This window comes from Priestia sp. JNUCC 25 (assembly GCF_053667915.1).
Genome location: NZ_CM132211.1, coordinates 4,787,239 through 4,805,300 on the forward strand (window position 1 = coordinate 4,787,239; position 18,062 = coordinate 4,805,300).

18 protein-coding genes are annotated in these 18,062 nt (G+C 38.7%); 7 read left to right on the top strand and 11 right to left on the bottom strand.

All coding sequences use genetic code 11. From position 1 onward, the window contains the following. Positions 1-9 precede the first annotated feature (9 nt). Positions 10-3,120 carry an efflux RND transporter permease subunit gene (locus tag JNUCC25_RS25190; RefSeq protein ID WP_029319266.1) on the bottom strand — a complete coding sequence of 1,037 codons (3,111 nt, stop codon included), beginning with the start codon at positions 3,118-3,120 and terminating at the stop codon, positions 10-12. 269 nt (positions 3,121-3,389) lie between these two features. Between JNUCC25_RS25190 and JNUCC25_RS25195 the strand changes: the two genes are divergently transcribed. After that, a complete protein-coding gene (locus JNUCC25_RS25195; RefSeq protein ID WP_029319268.1) occupies positions 3,390-4,262 on the top strand; it encodes a TetR/AcrR family transcriptional regulator in 873 nt (290 codons plus the stop codon). A gap of 24 nt (positions 4,263-4,286) precedes the next feature. Here JNUCC25_RS25195 and JNUCC25_RS25200 read toward each other — a convergent pair whose 3' ends face one another. After that, on the bottom strand, positions 4,287-4,871 hold the full coding sequence (locus JNUCC25_RS25200) for a DUF502 domain-containing protein (protein WP_029319270.1): 585 nt from the start codon (positions 4,869-4,871) through the stop codon (positions 4,287-4,289). A gap of 170 nt (positions 4,872-5,041) precedes the next feature. Between JNUCC25_RS25200 and JNUCC25_RS25205 the strand changes: the two genes are divergently transcribed. Both JNUCC25_RS25205 and JNUCC25_RS25210 read left to right on the top strand, forming a co-directional pair. Continuing rightward, positions 5,042-5,836 (top strand): SDR family oxidoreductase, encoded by a 795-nt coding sequence (locus JNUCC25_RS25205; RefSeq protein WP_029319272.1) that lies wholly within the window; start codon positions 5,042-5,044, stop codon positions 5,834-5,836. 129 nt (positions 5,837-5,965) lie between these two features. Beyond that, positions 5,966-7,168, top strand: a complete 1,203-nt coding sequence (locus tag JNUCC25_RS25210; protein ID WP_064472187.1) for an MFS transporter — start codon at positions 5,966-5,968, stop codon at positions 7,166-7,168. Between the two features lie 191 nt (positions 7,169-7,359). Here the strand turns inward: JNUCC25_RS25210 and JNUCC25_RS25215 are convergent, their stop codons facing one another. The 4 genes from JNUCC25_RS25215 to JNUCC25_RS25230 form a co-directional block, all read right to left on the bottom strand. After that, on the bottom strand, positions 7,360-7,986 hold the full coding sequence (locus JNUCC25_RS25215) for an FMN-dependent NADH-azoreductase (RefSeq protein ID WP_013059674.1): 627 nt from the start codon (positions 7,984-7,986) through the stop codon (positions 7,360-7,362). 142 nt (positions 7,987-8,128) lie between these two features. Further along, entirely contained in the window at positions 8,129-9,484 is a 1,356-nt protein-coding gene (locus JNUCC25_RS25220) for a sensor histidine kinase (RefSeq protein ID WP_029319281.1), read from the bottom strand. Beyond that, positions 9,462-10,187, bottom strand: a complete 726-nt coding sequence (locus JNUCC25_RS25225) for a response regulator transcription factor (RefSeq protein WP_013059676.1) — start codon at positions 10,185-10,187, stop codon at positions 9,462-9,464. The genes JNUCC25_RS25220 and JNUCC25_RS25225 overlap by 23 nt, the downstream gene beginning before the upstream one ends. A 158-nt stretch (positions 10,188-10,345) precedes the next feature. Next, a complete protein-coding gene (locus JNUCC25_RS25230; protein ID WP_013059677.1) occupies positions 10,346-11,473 on the bottom strand; it encodes an MGDG synthase family glycosyltransferase in 1,128 nt (375 codons plus the stop codon). Between the two features lie 162 nt (positions 11,474-11,635). Here JNUCC25_RS25230 and JNUCC25_RS25235 point away from each other — a divergent pair, with 162 nt between their 5' ends. The 3 genes from JNUCC25_RS25235 to JNUCC25_RS25245 all read left to right on the top strand — a co-directional run bounded on the left by JNUCC25_RS25235 (position 11,636) and on the right by JNUCC25_RS25245 (position 13,775). Further along, positions 11,636-12,262: an undecaprenyl-diphosphatase gene (locus JNUCC25_RS25235; RefSeq protein WP_029319284.1), complete on the top strand. Its 627-nt coding sequence runs from the start codon at positions 11,636-11,638 to the stop codon at positions 12,260-12,262. A gap of 406 nt (positions 12,263-12,668) precedes the next feature. Beyond that, a complete protein-coding gene (locus JNUCC25_RS25240) occupies positions 12,669-13,106 on the top strand; it encodes a MarR family winged helix-turn-helix transcriptional regulator (protein WP_013085370.1) in 438 nt (145 codons plus the stop codon). 27 nt (positions 13,107-13,133) lie between these two features. Next, positions 13,134-13,775: a nitroreductase family protein gene (locus JNUCC25_RS25245; protein ID WP_013059680.1), complete on the top strand. Its 642-nt coding sequence runs from the start codon at positions 13,134-13,136 to the stop codon at positions 13,773-13,775. A 33-nt stretch (positions 13,776-13,808) separates the two neighbouring features. On the opposite strand, the gene moaD is transcribed toward JNUCC25_RS25245, so the two are convergent. Genes moaD through JNUCC25_RS25270 form a run of 5 tightly spaced genes read right to left on the bottom strand, consistent with a single transcriptional unit; the run spans position 13,809 to position 17,329 of the window. Further along, positions 13,809-14,042 carry a molybdopterin converting factor subunit 1 gene (moaD, locus tag JNUCC25_RS25250; protein WP_013059681.1) on the bottom strand — a complete coding sequence of 78 codons (234 nt, stop codon included), beginning with the start codon at positions 14,040-14,042 and terminating at the stop codon, positions 13,809-13,811. A 2-nt stretch (positions 14,043-14,044) separates the two neighbouring features. Continuing rightward, on the bottom strand, positions 14,045-14,509 hold the full coding sequence (locus tag JNUCC25_RS25255; RefSeq protein WP_013059682.1) for a molybdenum cofactor biosynthesis protein MoaE: 465 nt from the start codon (positions 14,507-14,509) through the stop codon (positions 14,045-14,047). Further along, positions 14,506-15,033, bottom strand: a complete 528-nt coding sequence (gene mobB / locus JNUCC25_RS25260) for a molybdopterin-guanine dinucleotide biosynthesis protein B (protein ID WP_013059683.1) — start codon at positions 15,031-15,033, stop codon at positions 14,506-14,508. The genes JNUCC25_RS25255 and mobB overlap by 4 nt, the downstream gene beginning before the upstream one ends. Beyond that, the gene (locus tag JNUCC25_RS25265) at positions 15,021-16,286 is read right to left on the bottom strand and encodes a molybdopterin molybdotransferase MoeA (RefSeq protein WP_064472259.1); all 1,266 of its coding nucleotides are present in this window, start codon (positions 16,284-16,286) and stop codon (positions 15,021-15,023) included. Before JNUCC25_RS25265 ends, mobB begins: the two co-directional genes overlap by 13 nt. A 26-nt stretch (positions 16,287-16,312) precedes the next feature. Next, the gene (locus tag JNUCC25_RS25270) at positions 16,313-17,329 is read right to left on the bottom strand and encodes a molybdopterin-synthase adenylyltransferase MoeB (RefSeq protein WP_013059685.1); all 1,017 of its coding nucleotides are present in this window, start codon (positions 17,327-17,329) and stop codon (positions 16,313-16,315) included. Between the two features lie 161 nt (positions 17,330-17,490). Between JNUCC25_RS25270 and mobA the strand changes: the two genes are divergently transcribed. Beyond that, positions 17,491-18,060 (top strand): molybdenum cofactor guanylyltransferase, encoded by a 570-nt coding sequence (mobA, locus tag JNUCC25_RS25275; RefSeq protein WP_454222594.1) that lies wholly within the window; start codon positions 17,491-17,493, stop codon positions 18,058-18,060. The last annotated feature ends 2 nt before the right edge of the window (positions 18,061-18,062 follow it).

An 18,062-nucleotide genomic window follows, 5' to 3' on the forward strand; every position in this document is an offset into this window, starting at 1 on the left:
GTTTTTCTTCTATTTTTTTACTTTTTTGTGCTTAAACTTCATAAAAAACTCATAGACAATTGGAACGATAATGAGCGTAAGCAGCGTAGAACTTGTTAGTCCTCCGATTACCGTAACCCCTAGCCCTTTTGAAATAAGGCCTCCACCTTCAAATCCAAAAGCTAATGGAAGCAGTGCACCAATCGTTGCAATAGCTGTCATTAAGATCGGGCGAAGACGTGTCATTCCAGCTTCTAGTAACGCTTCACGCGTCGACAGACCCTCTTGCTCTTTATGAATCACGCGGTCAATCAGCACAATTGCATTTGTTACCACAATTCCAATCAGCATAAGAGCTCCAATCATCGAAGAAATGCTGATCGTTTCTCCAGAGATTAAAAGCGCCACTAGTGCACCGATGAGTGTAAATGGAAGTGAGAATAAGATAGCAAATGGTGCTAGCCCTCCACCAAATGTCAGTACTAGTACGAAGTACACGATACCGATGGCTGCGAGCATAGCAATTCCTAATTGACTAAATGAGTCATTAATTTGCTCTGATGCTCCGCCAAAGTTAATATCCATATCACTTGGCAAATCAATTTTCTTCACTTCTTTTTGGACGTTAGAAGAAACGCCGCCTACATCGTCACTCTTAATATCGGCACTTACCTCTGCATAAATTTTATTATCACGGCGAGTTACCGTATTCGATGTTTTACCCTTTTTAATATCGACAACTTCATTTAATGTAACTTCCTGTCCAGTTTGAGAGGTCACTTTTGTGCTTGAAAGTTCGGCAAAAGTAGAGAAATCCTCTTTTTCTTTTGGAAGGTATACGTTAATTTCGTTTCCGTCTTTTTGGATAGTCGTTAATACTTCACGCTGTCCAAGGTTCGAAATTTGCATGCCGATTTGACTAGCAGACAAGCCCAGTTCAGCGGCTTTCTTTTGATTCGGTACTAGCGTATATTCATCAAACGTATCTGAAAGCGTAGAATCGACATTTTTCAGTTCTTTATGCTTTTCTAAAACATGCTGAACTTTATCAGCATAAGGTTTGATTTCATCTAAGCTATCTCCGTAAATAAGGACGTTTAATGAATTATTGCTGCCGCTAGACGCCGTATTCATTGAGCCCCATTCACCTTGATTCGCTTGTTTATTAAGAGCTTTTAATACTTTATCCTGCTCTTTATCAAAGTTTTGTGTATCCTCGTCATATTGCACAAATGTTAAAACGTTATTTTTGCTTCCCGGATTAAAAGAGTTACCTTCACCGAACGAATACTGAACCGTTTTGACACCATCTCGCTTCATCAAGTACGCTTCTGCGCGATTTGCTGCTTTTTCTACGTCGCTTTGAGACTGTCCGGCTTTCGGTGTATACGTAAGCGTCAGCGTTTTTTCTTGATCGGATGATAAGAAGCTCACGCCAATAGAAGGAACTAAGAATAAACTTCCTACTAACAGTAGTACGGCTAACCCAAAGGAAATAAGCTTATGGTTTAGCGTCCAGTTCAAAATTCGCTTATATCCGTGCGCTAGTTTGCTTGGTTTTTCTTCTTTTACTTTTACATTTGTTTTAAATAACGAATGAGCAAGCATTGGCACGAGTGTTACCGCTACTAGCAGTGATGCTAACAGTGCAAAAACAACGGTTAACGCAAACGGTAAGAATAGCTCTCCTACCGGTCCTTCTACTAGACCTAACGGTAAGAATACGGCCACGGTTACGATTGTAGAAGAGAAAATTGGAACAAACATCTCTTTCGTCGCCGCGACAATTAAATCTTTTCCTTTAAGCTTTTCTTCCTGATAAGCCATGCGGCGGTAAATGTTTTCAATAACGACAATGGAATCATCTACAACCCTTCCGATGGCTACAGTCATCGCTCCAAGCGTCATAATATTTAAAGAGATATCCATTGATTTGAGCGCTAAAATGGCGATTAATAACGAAAGCGGAATCGAAATAACGGCAATAATCGTTGAACGAATATCACGTAAAAATAAAAGAATAATAATAACCGCAAAGACCGCACCGATAATAGCTTTATTTAGCATCGTATGAACAGAATCTTCAATCGGTTTACCTTGATCAAAAATATTGTCAACGTGAAGGTCTTTATTTTTCTTTTCTAGGCTATTCATTTTTTCTTTAATATCATTTACAACATTTACTGTGTTAGCATCCTTCGCTTTGACAACTTGTACAGCAATTGAAGGTTTTCCGTTCGTGCGAGAAATAGATTCTGCTTTCCCCGTCACTTTAATATCCGCAATTTCTTTTAATTTCACAGTTGGAATAGAAGCTGCGGACGGCGCCTGCTGCACGGCTCCTTGTGTCTGCTGCTGGCTCATTCCTTGTTGCTGATCTTGAGCAGCTCCTTGACTAGGAACAGCTGGAATCTCTAAGTTTTCCAAATCTTTTTCTGCCGTCATCTTTCCGTCTACCACAACAGATTTTTGAGATCCATCCATCGTATACGTACCAGCCGGCACTTTTGCATCAGATGCTTGGATAAGCTTTTTCACCGTATCTTCATCGAGTCCCAGCTGCTTGAGCTTGTCTTGTTTGAATACAAGTTCTGCTTCTTCAACTTGTTCTCCTGACACACTGACCGAAGAAATCCCTTGCACTTTTTCAACTTGTGGAACAACGGTATTTTTTACATACTTCGTTAATTCTTCTAATGATTTTTTATCATCTGAAACGCTTAATGAAATAATCGGAAAATCACTAATGCTTTGTCTTGAAACATTTGGTTCCTCTACATCATCTGGCAGATCTACGTTTGAAAGAGCTCGTCTAACTTCGTCTTCTGCCTTCTCCATATCTTTACTAAAGCTATATTCAACTTGAATAGTAGCCATATTTTCATAAGAAGATGAACTAACTGTCTCAACGCCGCTCAGTCCCTGAAGCTTTTGTTCAATCGGCTTACTCACCTTATCTGCCACTTGTTCCGGAGTGGCTCCCGGATAAGTTGCAGTGACTGTTACAACAGGCGTTGAAATATCAGGAATGGTCTCTAGTTTCATATTAAACCCTGAATACAGCCCTGCAATAATGACAAAGAGTGTTAACAGCCATACTGCAAATTTATTTTTCAATGAAAATTTAATAAACTTCCCCAATGCATATCCTCCTTCAAATATATGTATACTAATAAAATTGACTGATTGGTCACAACAACTTAAAATATAAATGACTAACCGGTCAGTGTCAACCCTAAGCAGGCTCTCTCCTAACATGTTCATAATAAAGACATATTTACGATAAATCGTTTTTTAAAGGAACTGACTCCCGGTTTTAACTTTGATATATACCTTTATCTTTTTTAGTGTATGATACTATTATCTAACGAAATGAATGGCTAAATTGTTCAATAAAGGAGGTAGAATACATGAAAGAAAAAGAAAAGAGAATAATTGAAGCTTCGATTAAGCTTTTTGCCAAAAAAGGATTTAATGCTACCTCTGTGCAAGAAATTGTAGATGAATGCAACATTTCAAAAGGTGCATTTTACCTGCACTTCAAATCTAAGGATGCACTTTTATTATCAATTCTAAACTTTTACTATGAAAAGCTCTTTAGCTCTGTTTATGCTCTCGACGAGGAAGTAAACGATGCCCGCAGCCGCTATATGAATCAGCTCATCTATTTCTATGAATTTATTACGGAGCACAGAGATTTTATTATCATGCAAATTCGCGAAAAATCTATTCCATTTAACAAAGAAGTGGAGACCTTTGTTCATAAAATGCAACGAGAAACGTTTTACTTTCATCGCAAAAGCCTCGTTAGCGTATATGGAGAAGACGTAACTCCTTATATCTCGGATTTAACGAAAATGATTGAAGGTATTCATCATTCCTTTTTAGAAATTATTATCTTCAATCAATTCGAGCTTACCTTTAAAGAAGTAGCACAGTACATAATGGACCGAGTTGATGTATTAGTAGAAGATTTATTAGCTAGAAAACCTCGTCCCCTTATTCCCGCTTCTTTTGGTGAAGATATATACGGAAAGGAACGAACGACTTTTCTAAGTAAAAATGAGCAGGTAAAACAAGCTCTTGAGGAAATTAAACATCTGCTAGACACCAGCGATCATATTTCTGATGAGTACGCAGACAGCTTTCACATTTTACAAACGGAGCTAAAAAAAGATAAGCCTACCGCTGCTATTGTAAAAGGCATGGTTGGAAATTTAACGGAACTTAAATCGTTGGAAGAACCGCTTAATCTTTTAACAGCCTTACTCCAACAAAAATAACAGAAGGCTTCAACAAGCCTTCTGTTATTTTTCTGCTTTTGAACTAGATACTCCCCCAGATAACACGAACTTCATTGCTTCTTCCGGCTTAATATCTAACCATTCAATTTCTTCTTTTGGAATCAAAAAAGTAAAACCAGCTACTTGAAAAGTTTGTGGAACATAGACGGCGAAATGGTCTTTTAACGAGTGAATCACCTCTTCTACTTCTTCAGAGGTCACAAACCCTATGACTTTCATTGACGTGCCGGGCATCGTCACTAAAACTACTTTTGAAAAGGACTTTTTCTCTCCAAGAAAAGATTGAAACGTATCTTTAATGACGGTATATAGCGTTTTAACAAGCGGTATTCTTTCTAACAATCGGTCAATTAAGTTAATGATTTTCCCTGCAAAAAAACGAGTGGATAACCATCCTAAGAACGTAATTAAGACAAGAGTCGCTAAGATCCCAACCCCCGGTATATAATCCTGCTTCATATAGGGCTTCAATACGTTTCCTAAAATGCTGTCTGAAAAATTAAACACTCTTACCAAAATATAAATAACAAGGATAATAGGGACAATCGTTAAGAGTCCGTTAATAAAACTTTTTATGATTGCTTTCATGCAAACACCTCATTTTTTCTGACATACTGCTGTTCATTATACAATGGATTTGTTTTGCTGCGTCTCTTTATTTCTATTCACATATGTATAAACTAGCAACGTTTTATCAAAATAATAGATGGGTACATGAACATACATACTTATATATTTATTTTTTCGGAGGGATACAATTGGGACGTTTAGAATCAAAAATTGCTGTTATTACAGGGTCAAGCTCTGGTATAGGAAAAGCAACCGCTGAGCGCTTTGCGAAAGAAGGCGCGGCTGTTATTTGTGCCGATATTAATTTAGACGGTATGAAAAAAGTAGCTCAAGAAATCAAAGATGCTGGCGGTGAAGCCTACGCCTACTATATCGATGTAGCTGAAGAAGAAAAAGTAAAAGAATTCACAGCGGAAATTGAAAAGAAATTTGGAAAAGTGGACATTCTTTTTAATAATGCAGGGACAGACACAGAAGGCGGCAAGCTTCACGAATATCCAGTAGAACTTTGGGATCACTTAATGTCGGTAGATTTACGCGGAACATTTCTTGTAAGCAAATACGTTATTCCGCTGATGTTAGAAAATGGCGGATCGATTATTAATAATTCATCCGTGTCCGGACTGGCAGCAGACTTAGACCGTTCTGGCTATAACGCGGCGAAAGGTGCTATTACTAATCTAACAAGAACTATGGCAATTGACTACGCTCGTGAAGGTATTCGCGTTAACTCAATTGCTCCTGGAACAATCGAAACACCTCTTCTTGATGATTTATCAGGCGCTGACGAAGGAAAAAAATTCAGAAAAGCATATGAATGGGTCGATCCGATGGGCCGTCTAGGCAAACCGGAAGAAGTAGCCGGTGCTGTATTATTTTTAGCATCTGATGACAGCTCATATGTAACAGGTGATTGCATTACTGTAGACGGCGGTCATATGGCGTATACATGGCCTGGAAAAATGCTGTACGATAAAATGTAAGAATAAAATTAGCTCTATACCATTAGGTATAGAGCTTTTCCGTTTGAATTTTTTCTTTAAAATAGACGTGACATTATGTCAAGACAGGTGTAAACTTAAAGCAAAATTCTTTGCTTCTAGGAGGAAGACATGAAAACAAAACAATTATCAGAACGTCAGCTTCTTGGCATCGCAGGGCTCGGATGGCTCTTCGATGCAATGGATGTTGGCATTTTGTCTTTTATCATTGCAGCTCTTCACGCTGAATGGGGACTTTCCCCTACTGAAATGAGTTGGATAGGCAGCGTTAACTCGATCGGAATGGCGGTTGGAGCTCTGGTGTTCGGGTTGCTGGCTGATCGAATTGGGCGAAAAACCGTTTTTATTGTAACTCTTGTTCTTTTTTCAGTGGCAAGCGGCCTTTCGGCTCTTACTACTACCCTTGCTGCTTTTTTAGTATTTCGATTTTTAATTGGAATGGGTTTAGGAGGAGAGCTGCCTGTTGCTTCTACACTTGTTTCTGAGACCGTGGCGCCGGAAAAACGCGGTAAAGTGGTCGTCTTGTTAGAAAGTTTTTGGGCGTTCGGCTGGCTACTGGCAGCGCTTATTTCTTACTTTGTAATCCCAGCTTACGGGTGGCAGCTAGCGCTTATCCTAACGGCTATTCCAGCGTTTTATGCCATTTATTTGCGCATTAAACTGCCCGATTCTCCTCAGTTTGTGGAAGCCACAAAAGAAAAGAAACCGTCGATTGCGGACAATGTAAGAAGCGTGTGGTCTAAGCCTTATCGTCAATCTACCATTATGCTGTGGGTTCTGTGGTTTTGCGTTGTATTTTCATATTACGGCATGTTTTTATGGTTACCTAGCGTCATGGTCATTAAAGGTTTTAGCTTGATCAAAAGCTTTGAATACGTATTGATTATGACATTAGCTCAACTGCCTGGCTATTATACGGCTGCTTGGTTTATTGAACGCATGGGCCGAAAATTCGTATTGGTCACATATCTGTTAGGTACGGCTGCCAGCGCATATATCTTCGGAAATGCGGAGTCACTTTGGCTGCTGCTAACAGCAGGTATGCTGTTGTCTTTCTTCAACTTAGGTGCTTGGGGCGCTTTATACGCGTATACACCTGAGCAATATCCGACATCTATCCGAGGCACAGGAGCTGGAATGGCCGCTTCTTTTGGACGAATTGGAGGAATTTTAGGGCCGCTGTTAGTTGGATATATGTCAACGCAAGGTACGTCTTTAACCGTTACGTTCTCAATCTTTTGTGCAGCTATTTTGATTGGTGTCATTTCGGTTGTTTTTCTAGGAAAAGAAACTAAACAAAAGCAGCTCGCATAAAAAAGACGCTCTTTTAGAGCGTCTTTTTTTTCTTATTATTTATTTCCTACTAAACCTTCTTTATTTACCTCCACTTTGATATCATAATGAGCAGCTATTTCTAATCTCGTTTTACCGGTTATATTTTTAGAAGTATACAATAGAAATATAAAGAAGCCAGACTTTGTAAGCCTGGCTTTTACTACTGTTATTTAAAATGTTTTGGCTGCTTGTACTGCTTGTTCTAGGCCGCTTTTAATAATTTGTTGAGCACGATCTGGAAATTGATTATGCCCTTCAATAATAACAGAGTTCACCTTTGTGATGCCAAAGAATTGAAGTATGCTGCTGACATATTTAACAGCCATTTCGACAGCGGCTGACGGACCTTCTGAATATACTCCACCTCGTGCATTTAATAACATCACCTTTTTATCGCCTAGTAATCCCACAGGACCTTCTGGCGTATACTTAAACGTTTTGCCTGCTTGATTTAAATAATCAAAGTACGTATGAAGAACGGCCGGCACAGTAAAATTCCAAAGCGGAAAAGCAATGACAATTTTATCAGCTTTCACAAATTGTTCTAAGTAATGATTCGCAATTTCTGCTGCTTTATTTTCCGCTGCTGTCACTTCTAATCCTCTTGCTAATTTAAACTGACCGTTTATCATGTCTGCATCTAAATAAGGAAGTTCTTCTTTGAACAGATTCAATTCTATTATTTCTTCACCTGGATGCGATTGTTTGTAGCTTTCTAAAAACGCATCATATAGTTTCACGCTTACGGCTTCACTTGTCGATCTGTCATTTGCTTTTATAAAAAGAGTATAACTCATACTAAAACCTCCACTGATTGTTGATACTCTTATCTTATTCGCTTTTTTCTTGCATTTCGAACGACTTTGTAATGAAATACCTTCATACTTTAGTCGGAGAAAAATCATATAATCACACAAAAGCCGCCTAACGGCGGCTTTCTCAGTTTGTAGATGAAATGGGAAGATGAATAACAACTTCCGTGCCTTGTTCTTCTTCACTTTTAATAAAAATCTCGCCCTTGTGCTGACGGACAATAGTTTGTGCAATCGATAGTCCAAGCCCCGTTCCTCCCGTAGCTCTGCTTCTAGCTTTATCAACTCGATAGAAGCGTTCAAAAATATGTGCAAGATCTTCTTTTGGAATGCCAATTCCATAGTCTTTTACTTTGATAATGACATCTTCCTGCTCTTTTTCAACGGTCACTTCAATTTTATCCGTACTGTATTTAATTGCATTATCAAGCAAAATAATCAACACTTGCTTCATTTTCAGTTCATCCACTTCAATCATAATGGGCGTTTGATCATAATGAAGAACTAATTCTCTTTTGTATACCTGCTGCAGCTGCTTAACGATTTGTTCAAAAATAAGAACAAGATCTGTTTGCTTCATATCAAGCGTTTGTTCTTTTTCCACACTTGCCAGATCAAGCAGCGTTTCAATCATTTTTTGCATTTTGGTTGCTTCCGCATAGATGGTGTCGATCGCATCCAGCGTAATTTCTTCATTTTTAATCCCTCTTCTTCTTAATAAATTAGAATAACTGCGAATAACGGTTAGAGGGGTTTTTAATTCATGAGAAGCATCGGAAACAAACTGGTTTTGCTTTTCAATATTTTCTCGCAAGCGGTCAATCATATGATTAAAGGTAACGGTCATACCCTGCAGTTCATCTCTCGTTTCCGTTTGAATGAGGACTTTTTTAGGAACACCGCTCTCTTCAATCTCTTTCATCGTTGTGACCATATTTTTAATAGGATGCATAATGACGCGTGATAACCATCTTCCTCCTAAAAGCGACAGTAAAATGGACACAAGCGAACAAAAAATCAAAATTGATAGCAAAATATCTTTACGGGTTTCAAAACCAGTCAGGAGCTCACCAATTTCCAGCGTTTCAACGACTTGATTATTGACTTTGACAGGCATGCGAACAACCAATACTTGCTTTTCTCTGATTTTGCGAAGCTTCACCTTTTTTTTCTTTGAAAATTCGGGCTTAATTTTCACCAGATGAGGATCATTTGATACTTGGTTAATGACCGTAGAATTTTCTGAGACTGTTCGAATAAATGAATGGTTGGTCAAATAAAATTTTAGTAACTCTGGCGAGAGCTCCACGGAATGATCTTGTTGACCTTTTTGAATAATCTCGCGTGCTTTTTCGAATAAAATGTCCTGTTCCATATTCACCGTAGATTTAGTAAAGGAGAAAAAAACAACGATGTTCATGATTAATAAAATAACCACTAGCCATGCTGTTGTCAGCAAATTAATCTTCGTCGTGATCTTCATGTTTCTCCTCTTTCATCATATATCCTACGCCCCGCACCGTATGAATGAGAGAAGTAGAAAAACCTTCATCTACTTTTTTTCTTAAGTGGCGAATATACACATCAATTACGTTTGTTTCTCCTTCATATTCATAGCCCCAAACGTTTGTGAGAATTCCTTCTCTCGTGACAATTTTATTTTTGTTCGTAAGCAAATACACGACTAAATCATACTCTTTCGGTGTCAACGTAATGGATTCATTGTTTCTTAGGACTTCCCTTGTTTCAAGATTAATGGTCAAATCACTGATCGTTAAGAGCTCCGCTTCAGCTTCTTTCGTTCCTGATGCTTCTACGAGCGAACGATAGCGAATACAAGAGCGAACCCGTGCTAACAGTTCTTCAATTTCAAACGGTTTTGTAACATAATCATTAGCTCCTTGGTCTAAGCCCATTACCTTATCCAGCGTCGTATTTCTGGCAGTTAATAAAATAACTGGCGTAAATACTTCCGCTTTCCGAAGTCTTCTTAACACCTCAATACCGCTCAGACTTGGAAGCATCACGTCTAGCAAAATGAGGTCATATTGAGCCGATGTTGCCGTCTCTAACCCCGCTTTCCCGTCGTACTCAACATCTACTTCATAATCTTCAAATTCCAATTCAATCTTTAACACTTTCGCAATTTGCGCTTCATCTTCCACAATTAAAATTTTCTCTTTCATGTTATACACCTCTCACCACATGTCTTAAGTGAAAGAATAGCTTCTTTAGATAAAAAAACAACACCTTTTTCAAAAGATGTTTGTTTTTTTATCTAAACCCTACTTTTTCAACATACTTGTCTTTTAGCTTATCCTTATTGTTTGTAAACATGAATGTTTTACGCATGAAGACCAATCGTTTGCTTTTCACCTAAAATCCAATTGACTACTGCTAAAAGTTCTTCAGGCGTTTGTGCTTCGATTTCTTTATGGTAAGCAGCAATCGCGTTATATAATGTGCTCATTTTATCAGCATCCTGCAGCACTGCCTGCAGCTGACTTTCTAACGATTGATCCGCCTTTAGTTCTTGAACTAAGTTTCGTTCTGTTAAATAGCGTAAATTCACTTCTTCTTGACCTGGTAAAGCAGAATGAACAAAAATCGGTAAATTCTTGCGAAGAGCTTCACTGACCGTTATACCACCTGGCTTTGTTACAATAGCATCCACTCGTTCATACAGTTCATTCATTTCTGTGCGTGATGAAATGTACGGAATTGGTGTAACGTGCTGTAATTCCCATCCCTTGATTTCTTCATATAACTTTTGATTTTTGCCGCATAAGACAAAGTAATGAAAATGGCGCGCATCTTTTAAATCATTGTAGAAATCCATAATATTGCCTAAGCCGCTGCTGCCTCCAGCAATTAAAATATTTCGGTTACCAGGATGCTTAAATGTTCTTGTTTTTGTTATTTCTTCATGTACCGGTATTCCTGTGACCATCATATTTTGAAGTGGAATTTCACTTTGAGCACGAAGTCCTTTTTTTACTTCTTCACTAGGGAGAAAGTGAAAATCAATCTCTTCTTTTCCCCATAAATTATTAATAAAGAAATCCGTGTAGACATTTATAATAGGTACATCGCACTTGCCTTTTGCTTTTAATTGACTGAGCAAATAAGAAGGAAACCCATGTGTGCATATAATTAAATCCGGATTTTCTTCTTTAACTAAGTGCTCCATTTTTTTTGCGAATACGTGATGATACCATTTGAATGAATGAACAGGCGGTTCATAAAAGAGATGTTTGTATGCCATATTGTACGTTTCTGGAGCATAACGAATCCATTTCAAATATGTGCCTGTGACCACTTTTTCTAATAGTTCGTTTGTATAGCTTAACAAATCTATTTTTTTATAACAAATATTTGTTGTTCTTCTTTCCAATATATCCATTAACGCCTCTGCCACTTGATGATGGCCAGAAGGCATTTTTAGAAGAGGTAAAAATAAAACCTTTTTCAACTGTTTCATCTCCTATTCTAAAAGCAGTTTCTTCCTCTCCTTTTTATATCATTAAATGCCCTTAAATTTTGGATTTTAATTGATTTTTAATGTGAAATTCATTGTTTTTTTAGAGTGTCAATCTAAACTAAGAGTGAAAAGTACTGCATAAGGAGAAAACAAATGAACCTTAATTACGAAGTATTTCAATGGATTAACTCGTTTGCTGGTAAATCCAGCGCAATGGATTCTGTAATGATTATCATCACGAATAGCGTTCCTTATTTTATAATGGCTTGTTTGCTTTTGCTTTGGTTTAGCGGAAAAACAGAAAGAACAATTTATCACCGTTATACGGCTTTATACATGTTGTTTACAATTGTACTTTCTCTATGTATCAATGAAGTCATTCACCTGGTGTATTACCACCCGCGTCCGTTTGTGACTCATCACGTTCATAAGCTGATTCCGCACCCGGCTAATTCATCTTTTGTGAGTGATCATTCGATTTTAGTCTTTTCTGCTGCTTGGATCATGTGGTTACGAAAAAACAAATGGAGAAGCATCATTTTTATATGGGCTGTCATTTCGGGCCTTTCACGTATTTACGTAGGCGTTCACTATCCAGCAGATGTACTTGGAGGCATGGTGATTGCGGGAGCTATCGGATGCTTTATTATATACGTTTCAGCTAAAACAGCTCCTCTTATTCAGCGATTATTCTGGATTCACGATTTGATTATCAAGCGTATTCCGTTTCTATCTCCCTATACGCATGAACAAATTAGCAAAAAAAATCATTCAGCTTAAAGAGGCTGAGACAAAAATAGTTTAGCTGAAGTGAAAAACGAACCACTAATCAAACAGTTTGATTAGTGGTTCGTTTTTTTTGTTATGGTGAACGTAGATTTTATCTGTTTCGTTCCTTCCAGCAGTTGATTGGAGGGCAAGGCTCACGGGACGCCCGGGGAAAGCGAAGCCTTGCACGGAAATCAACTGCGGTCGAGCAAGCAGTCCAGATTATATATCCAGATTATTCGCCTTTGGATGGGATTCATTTCGTTACGTCTCAGCCTCTTTTTTTATTATTTTTAAAAACCAGCGTTCACTTTCTTGACTTTCACTTTTATTTATTTTATATTAGTTGATGTATCAAATATTGATGTATCAAATATTAATCCATCTATAAATATCATAGAAAAAGGGAGCGACTTTCTTGTCACATTCATGTTCTGAAAAAGCAAATGTTCTGTATGCTCTGCAAGAAGTTAATAAACAAATTAATCAAAAGTTTGAGCATTGTACCGGTGTTAGCCAATCACGTCTTGATATTTTACATCAGCTTTATGAAACAGGTGAAATGAGTCAAAAGGCGCTTCAACAGCAAGTAAACATTGACAATGCTGCAATTACAAGGCATTTAAAGCAGCTCGAAGAAAGAGATGTTGTATCACGCCGTAAAAACCCTGATGACAACCGCGTAACATTTGTAAAGCTTACGAAAAGCGGACATGAAAAAATCGGTGCATTTCGAAACGAAAAAGCTCGCTTTATTGATGAAGCATTTAAAGATTTCAGCGAAGAAGAACAGCTGCTGCTTTCCAAAATGCTCGAGCGTTTAAAAGTAAACATTTCGGCCATTGAACGGTCATAACATTTTTAACATAAAGGAGAGTTCATCATGACACAAACAAAAACACTAAACAATGATTTCCAAGATATTATTACAGGGCGCAGATCTATTCGTTATTACGACCCATCTGTCAAAATCAGCCGTGAAGAAATGAAAGAAATTTTAACAGAAGCGACGCTAGCTCCATCTTCTGTTAATGCACAGCCTTGGCGCTTTCTAGTAATTGATAGCCCTGAAGGAAAAGCAACATTAGCTCCGCTTGCTAAATTTAATCAATCACAAGTAGAAACATCAGCAGCTGTTATTGCGATATTCGGCGATTTAAAAAGTGAAGAAAATTTAGATGAAATTTACGATAAAGCTGTTGAACTAGGCTATATGCCACAAGAAATTAGAGACATGCAAATTCCTAAAATCAAAGCGCACTACGCAGCTGCTTCTGAAGAATTAAATAAAGAAACAGTATTAATTGACGGCGGTTTAGTATCCATGCAGTTAATGCTTGCTGCACGTGCTCACGGTTATGATACAAACGCTATTGGCGGTTATGAAAAAGATCAAATTGCCGAAGCATTCGGTTTAGACAAAGAGCGCTATGCACCGGTTATGTTACTTTCAATCGGCAAAGCAGCAAATAGCGGTTACCCGTCTGTACGTTTACCAATCGAAAAAGTAGCTCAATTTAGATAATAAAAAAAGGTGCTGTATATTCAGCACCTTTTTTTATCCTCCACTAACGGGCGGAATAAATGCGACGGTATCTCCCGTTCCAATGGTTTCTTCATCTGTTACAAACTCTTCGTTGACTGCGGTCATCGTTTGCTTCAGAGAGGACAGCTTATACGTTTCTTGCACATATTCCTTTAATTCCTTCACTGTTATATCTTGTTTATCAACTGTTACTTGTTCCACTCCAGCCTCTTCACGTATAGCAGCGAAAAATAAGACGTTAATCATTTTTACATCTCCTTCATTGGCTTTCCTTCAGGATATTCTTTCGTTTCTAACTGATCTCCAATCCATTTTGTTCCGTCTTCCCAAAATTCCTTTTTCCAAATTGGCACAATTTGCTTAATACGTTCAATAGCATACTCGTTTGCTTCATAAGCTGTTTTGCGATGCGGAGAAGAAACGGCAATAACTACTGCGACTTCTGTTATATCAAGCTTCCCGATTCGATGAGTAATAGCTGTCAAAGCATCGGGCCACTTTTCCTGAATTTCGTCACCAATTTGGCTAAGCATTTTCACTGCCATTGGCACATAGGCTTGATATTCAAGAGAGAGCGTCTTCTTGCCTTTTGTAAATTCTCTTACCGTTCCAATAAATGTCGTAATAGCTCCCGCGTCTCTTCTAGAAACTTTTTTAATTATTTCATCTACGGCAATTGGCTGATTTACTACTTCAAATAAGTGCTGGTTCATCTTCTTTCCCCCACTTCTTTCAATAAAAAATTAAGATAATGCTCGTCTTCTTGTAAGTGAAATATTGGATATGCTCGCTGCACTTCTTTTTTAAGCGGAACGTGGCTAATCACGCATATAATATTGGTTAGAGAGGAAAGCAGAACAAGATCTTCTTCACTTCGAATCAAGACTGCTTTTGGATAGGGTTCTTTTTTATATCCTTCAACAAAAATGACATCTGGCGAGAAAAATTGATAAAAATCAATCAGCTTTTTTAGGCTCCAGTCTTTACTATCTGCCGTAAGCTGAAGGATTCCACCTCCCTCTACACCTGCCACATTGGCACCTGCTTGCTGGTGGCGATGACTGTCTTTTAGCTCACTGCTGCTGTCTGGAGGTCCGCCGTGTCCATGGTGCTTAATAGAACCTACACATAGATTGAATTGTTTCGCTCTTTTAATTAGCTTTTCCACTAAAGTAGTTTTTCCGCTGTTTTGAAATCCAACTACTTGTAAAACGGTACAACAAGCTACCAAGGCCATTCACTTCCCCGCACGTCATCTAGCAATAAGACGTCAACCAGCATTCCTTCTTTGTATCCTCTCGTCCCTCCAGGAAATATAATTAGCGTATCCGCATGAGCTAAAGAAGAAACAGCACTAGATTTTGTAAAGCTTAATGGAGAAGCAATCAGCTGTCCTTCCCTGTATGAAAGCCTCCCAGATACAAATCGCATAAAAGGATTTGGCTTTAAGAAGTCCTTTCCTAACAAAGCTTTTTCTTTCCGAAGATGAGGGGTTCTTTTACCCGCATATGTACTGATTACCGGACGAGCCAGAAGTTCAAAACCGACATAGCACGCTGTGGGATTTCCCGAGAGGCCAAATAAAAGCTTTTCTTCCATACGAGCAACCGTTGTTACACTGCCTGGTCTCATCGCTATTTTATTAAAAAGAACTTCGGCTTGTAATTGTTTATACACATCTGGTAGATAATCATAGTCTCCTACTGAAACGCCGCCCGTTGTAATCAGCATGTCCACTTCTGATAGTGCAGCTTTTACCGCATTGTAGCACTGACTTAAATCATCAGGCATAATACCAAAATAGTTCACTTCGCCTCCAGCTTTTTCAATTTGCGCACGCAGCATATGAGCATTGCTATTACGAATTTTGCCCCGTTCAACAGGATCACTCACTTCCACTAGTTCACTTCCAGTTGCAAGTAATCCAACTACAGGTTTTTTGAAGACAGCTACGTTACTATAGCCAAATGTGGCTAAAAGAGCAGCTACTCCCGGAGTGATATACGTTCCTTTCGAAGCTAACACAGTTCCTTTTGTTGTTTCTTCTCCTTGAAAAGAAATGTTATCTCCGCTGTTAAACGAACGCTTGATTTGAACGATCGGCTGATTGTCTTTTATATATTCTTTTGTTACTTCAAGCATGGCAACCGCATCGCAGCCTTTGGGAATAGGAGCTCCTGTCATAATACGCACAGCCTGCATCGCGCTGACTGTATGTTCAAAAACAGAACCTGCTCCTATTTCTCCTCGAACAGCCAGTTCTACTGGATGAAGTGATGATGCTTCTTTCGTATCTTGCGACCGAACGGCAAAACCATCATATGGAGAACGATCAAAAGCAGGAATATCATGATCTGCTATTAAATCTTCAGCTAAAAATCTGCCGTGAGCTTCTTCAAGCGCAATGATTTCTTGCTTTCTGTTTTTTGCATACGGCATCACTCGTCCAACGCATTCTCCGACAGGAATAGGAGTTCGCTTTTCTCTCATTCTTTTCATTCTTTTCACTCCTTTACTCATCCTAGTAAACGATAATATAAGCTTCTCGCAAATTGAATATCATTCGTTCCATGAATAAATACACGGCCATCTTGAAAAATTACAAAGCGCTGCTCTGGAAGCTGACATGACAGAAGATATGGATTGCGGTCCACTTTCCCCTGTTTTTTTAACCGTTTTTCCAATTCATCGAAGTTGTACAAATGGCGCTGCGAGGGTCTGATTTGAACCGTCTCTCTGCCGCACAGAACTTCTGTTTTAAGCTGATTTTCATACGCTAAGTACGGATATGTTTGGGTCGATCCGCAAGAAGAACATTTATCACTTTTCATTTTGCCCGTCTTAAATTCAGCATGCTGATTATTCCAGACGTCAAAGGTTAGAAATGTGTGGCGCAAAGCTTCAACATCTTCGACTAAAATTTTTAATGCTTCGGTTATTTGATAGGCTGCCACAATTTGAACAGCGGGACTAATGATTCCTGCTGTCTCACAGGTTGCTCCTCCGACAGGCACTTTTTTCAATATGCAGTGCAGACAAGGGGTTACATTTGGGATAACGGTATAAGTGGCGCCATAACTCCCTACACATGAGCCGTATATCCATGGAACTTCATACTTATGTGACAAATCATTTAAAATAAAACGGATGTCGAAGTTGTCTGTCGCATCGATGATTACATCAGCTGTTTGGACGATACTTTCTAAATTAGCAGGCTGAGCATCCATCACCAGCGCTTCAATCTTCACTTCCGTATTTATTTGACGCAGACGATTTTTTGCTGCTACAGCTTTAGGTAGTTTGTTTTGCGCATCTTGTTCTGTATAAAGCTGCTGACGCTGTAGATTACTCCATTCTACATAATCACGATCTACAAGAGTCAATTTTCCAATTCCAGCACGCACGAGGGCTTCTGCGCTAGCGCTGCCTAGAGCCCCTGCACCTACAACTAAAACATGCTTACTTCTAATTTGCTGCTGCCCTTTGTTTCCAACGGGCTGGAAAAGCTGCTGACGTGAATAACGTTCTGTCACTCTTTTCTCTTCCTTTCTCATTCAATCTCTGACTTCACTATCTATTCCTTCGTCAAAGATATTTCTTTAAAAACATGCTATTATACACATAAAGCTACGCTGCTTTACGGAGGCTTTTTTGCATAAATATACAAATATGTTTTGATGGAGGTATTTAATAAATGTCCATTGCCGGCATTGTATTAGCAGGAGGAAAATCTTCTCGCTACGGTCAACCAAAAATGTTTGAAACCTATAACAAGAAATCATTTTACGAATATAGTATAGATGCACTAAAAGAAAATCACGCCACACCTATACTTGTGTCTACCAACCAAGATTTACTCCCTTATTTTCAAAGAAAGGATGTTGCATTTGCAGTTGAAAAATGCCCGTATCAAGGTCCTTTGTATGCAATTCATCACGCTTTAACTGCGATCGATTGTTGCGCTGAATGGTTCTTTATTCTTTCTTGCGATATTCCTTTTATTAATGCTGAGTTTGTTCATCACATGATCACACTGACTCAAACGGACTCACCTGACATTGTTCTTCCTGTTCAGCCTGATCACATTCACCCGCTTCTAGCACTCTATCACCGTAGAACGCTTCCTCTTATTGAACAACTCGTTACACAAGGTGAAAGAAGGCTTACGCAATTGTTGAATCAGACAAACGTCCTTCGCGTGCCTTTTTCAGCAGAAGATCCCACTTTTATAAATGTGAATCATCGCAGTGATTGGCATGTATAAAG

Coding starts and splice junctions, on each gene's coding strand:
- JNUCC25_RS25255 (WP_013059682.1), bottom strand. CDS start 14,509: ATGAACCAGCACTTATTTGAAGTAGTAAATCAGCCAATTGCCGTAGAT.
- moaD (WP_013059681.1), bottom strand. CDS start 14,042: ATGATTAACGTCTTATTTTTCGCTGCTATACGTGAAGAGGCTGGAGTG.
- JNUCC25_RS25235 (WP_029319284.1), top strand. CDS start 11,636: ATGAACCTTAATTACGAAGTATTTCAATGGATTAACTCGTTTGCTGGT.
- mobA (WP_454222594.1), top strand. CDS start 17,491: ATGTCCATTGCCGGCATTGTATTAGCAGGAGGAAAATCTTCTCGCTAC.
- JNUCC25_RS25215 (WP_013059674.1), bottom strand. CDS start 7,986: ATGAGTTATACTCTTTTTATAAAAGCAAATGACAGATCGACAAGTGAA.
- mobB (WP_013059683.1), bottom strand. CDS start 15,033: ATGGCCTTGGTAGCTTGTTGTACCGTTTTACAAGTAGTTGGATTTCAA.
- JNUCC25_RS25195 (WP_029319268.1), top strand. CDS start 3,390: ATGAAAGAAAAAGAAAAGAGAATAATTGAAGCTTCGATTAAGCTTTTT.
- JNUCC25_RS25200 (WP_029319270.1), bottom strand. CDS start 4,871: ATGAAAGCAATCATAAAAAGTTTTATTAACGGACTCTTAACGATTGTC.
- JNUCC25_RS25225 (WP_013059676.1), bottom strand. CDS start 10,187: ATGAAAGAGAAAATTTTAATTGTGGAAGATGAAGCGCAAATTGCGAAA.
- JNUCC25_RS25245 (WP_013059680.1), top strand. CDS start 13,134: ATGACACAAACAAAAACACTAAACAATGATTTCCAAGATATTATTACA.
- JNUCC25_RS25210 (WP_064472187.1), top strand. CDS start 5,966: ATGAAAACAAAACAATTATCAGAACGTCAGCTTCTTGGCATCGCAGGG.
- JNUCC25_RS25220 (WP_029319281.1), bottom strand. CDS start 9,484: ATGAAGATCACGACGAAGATTAATTTGCTGACAACAGCATGGCTAGTG.
- JNUCC25_RS25265 (WP_064472259.1), bottom strand. CDS start 16,286: ATGAGAGAAAAGCGAACTCCTATTCCTGTCGGAGAATGCGTTGGACGA.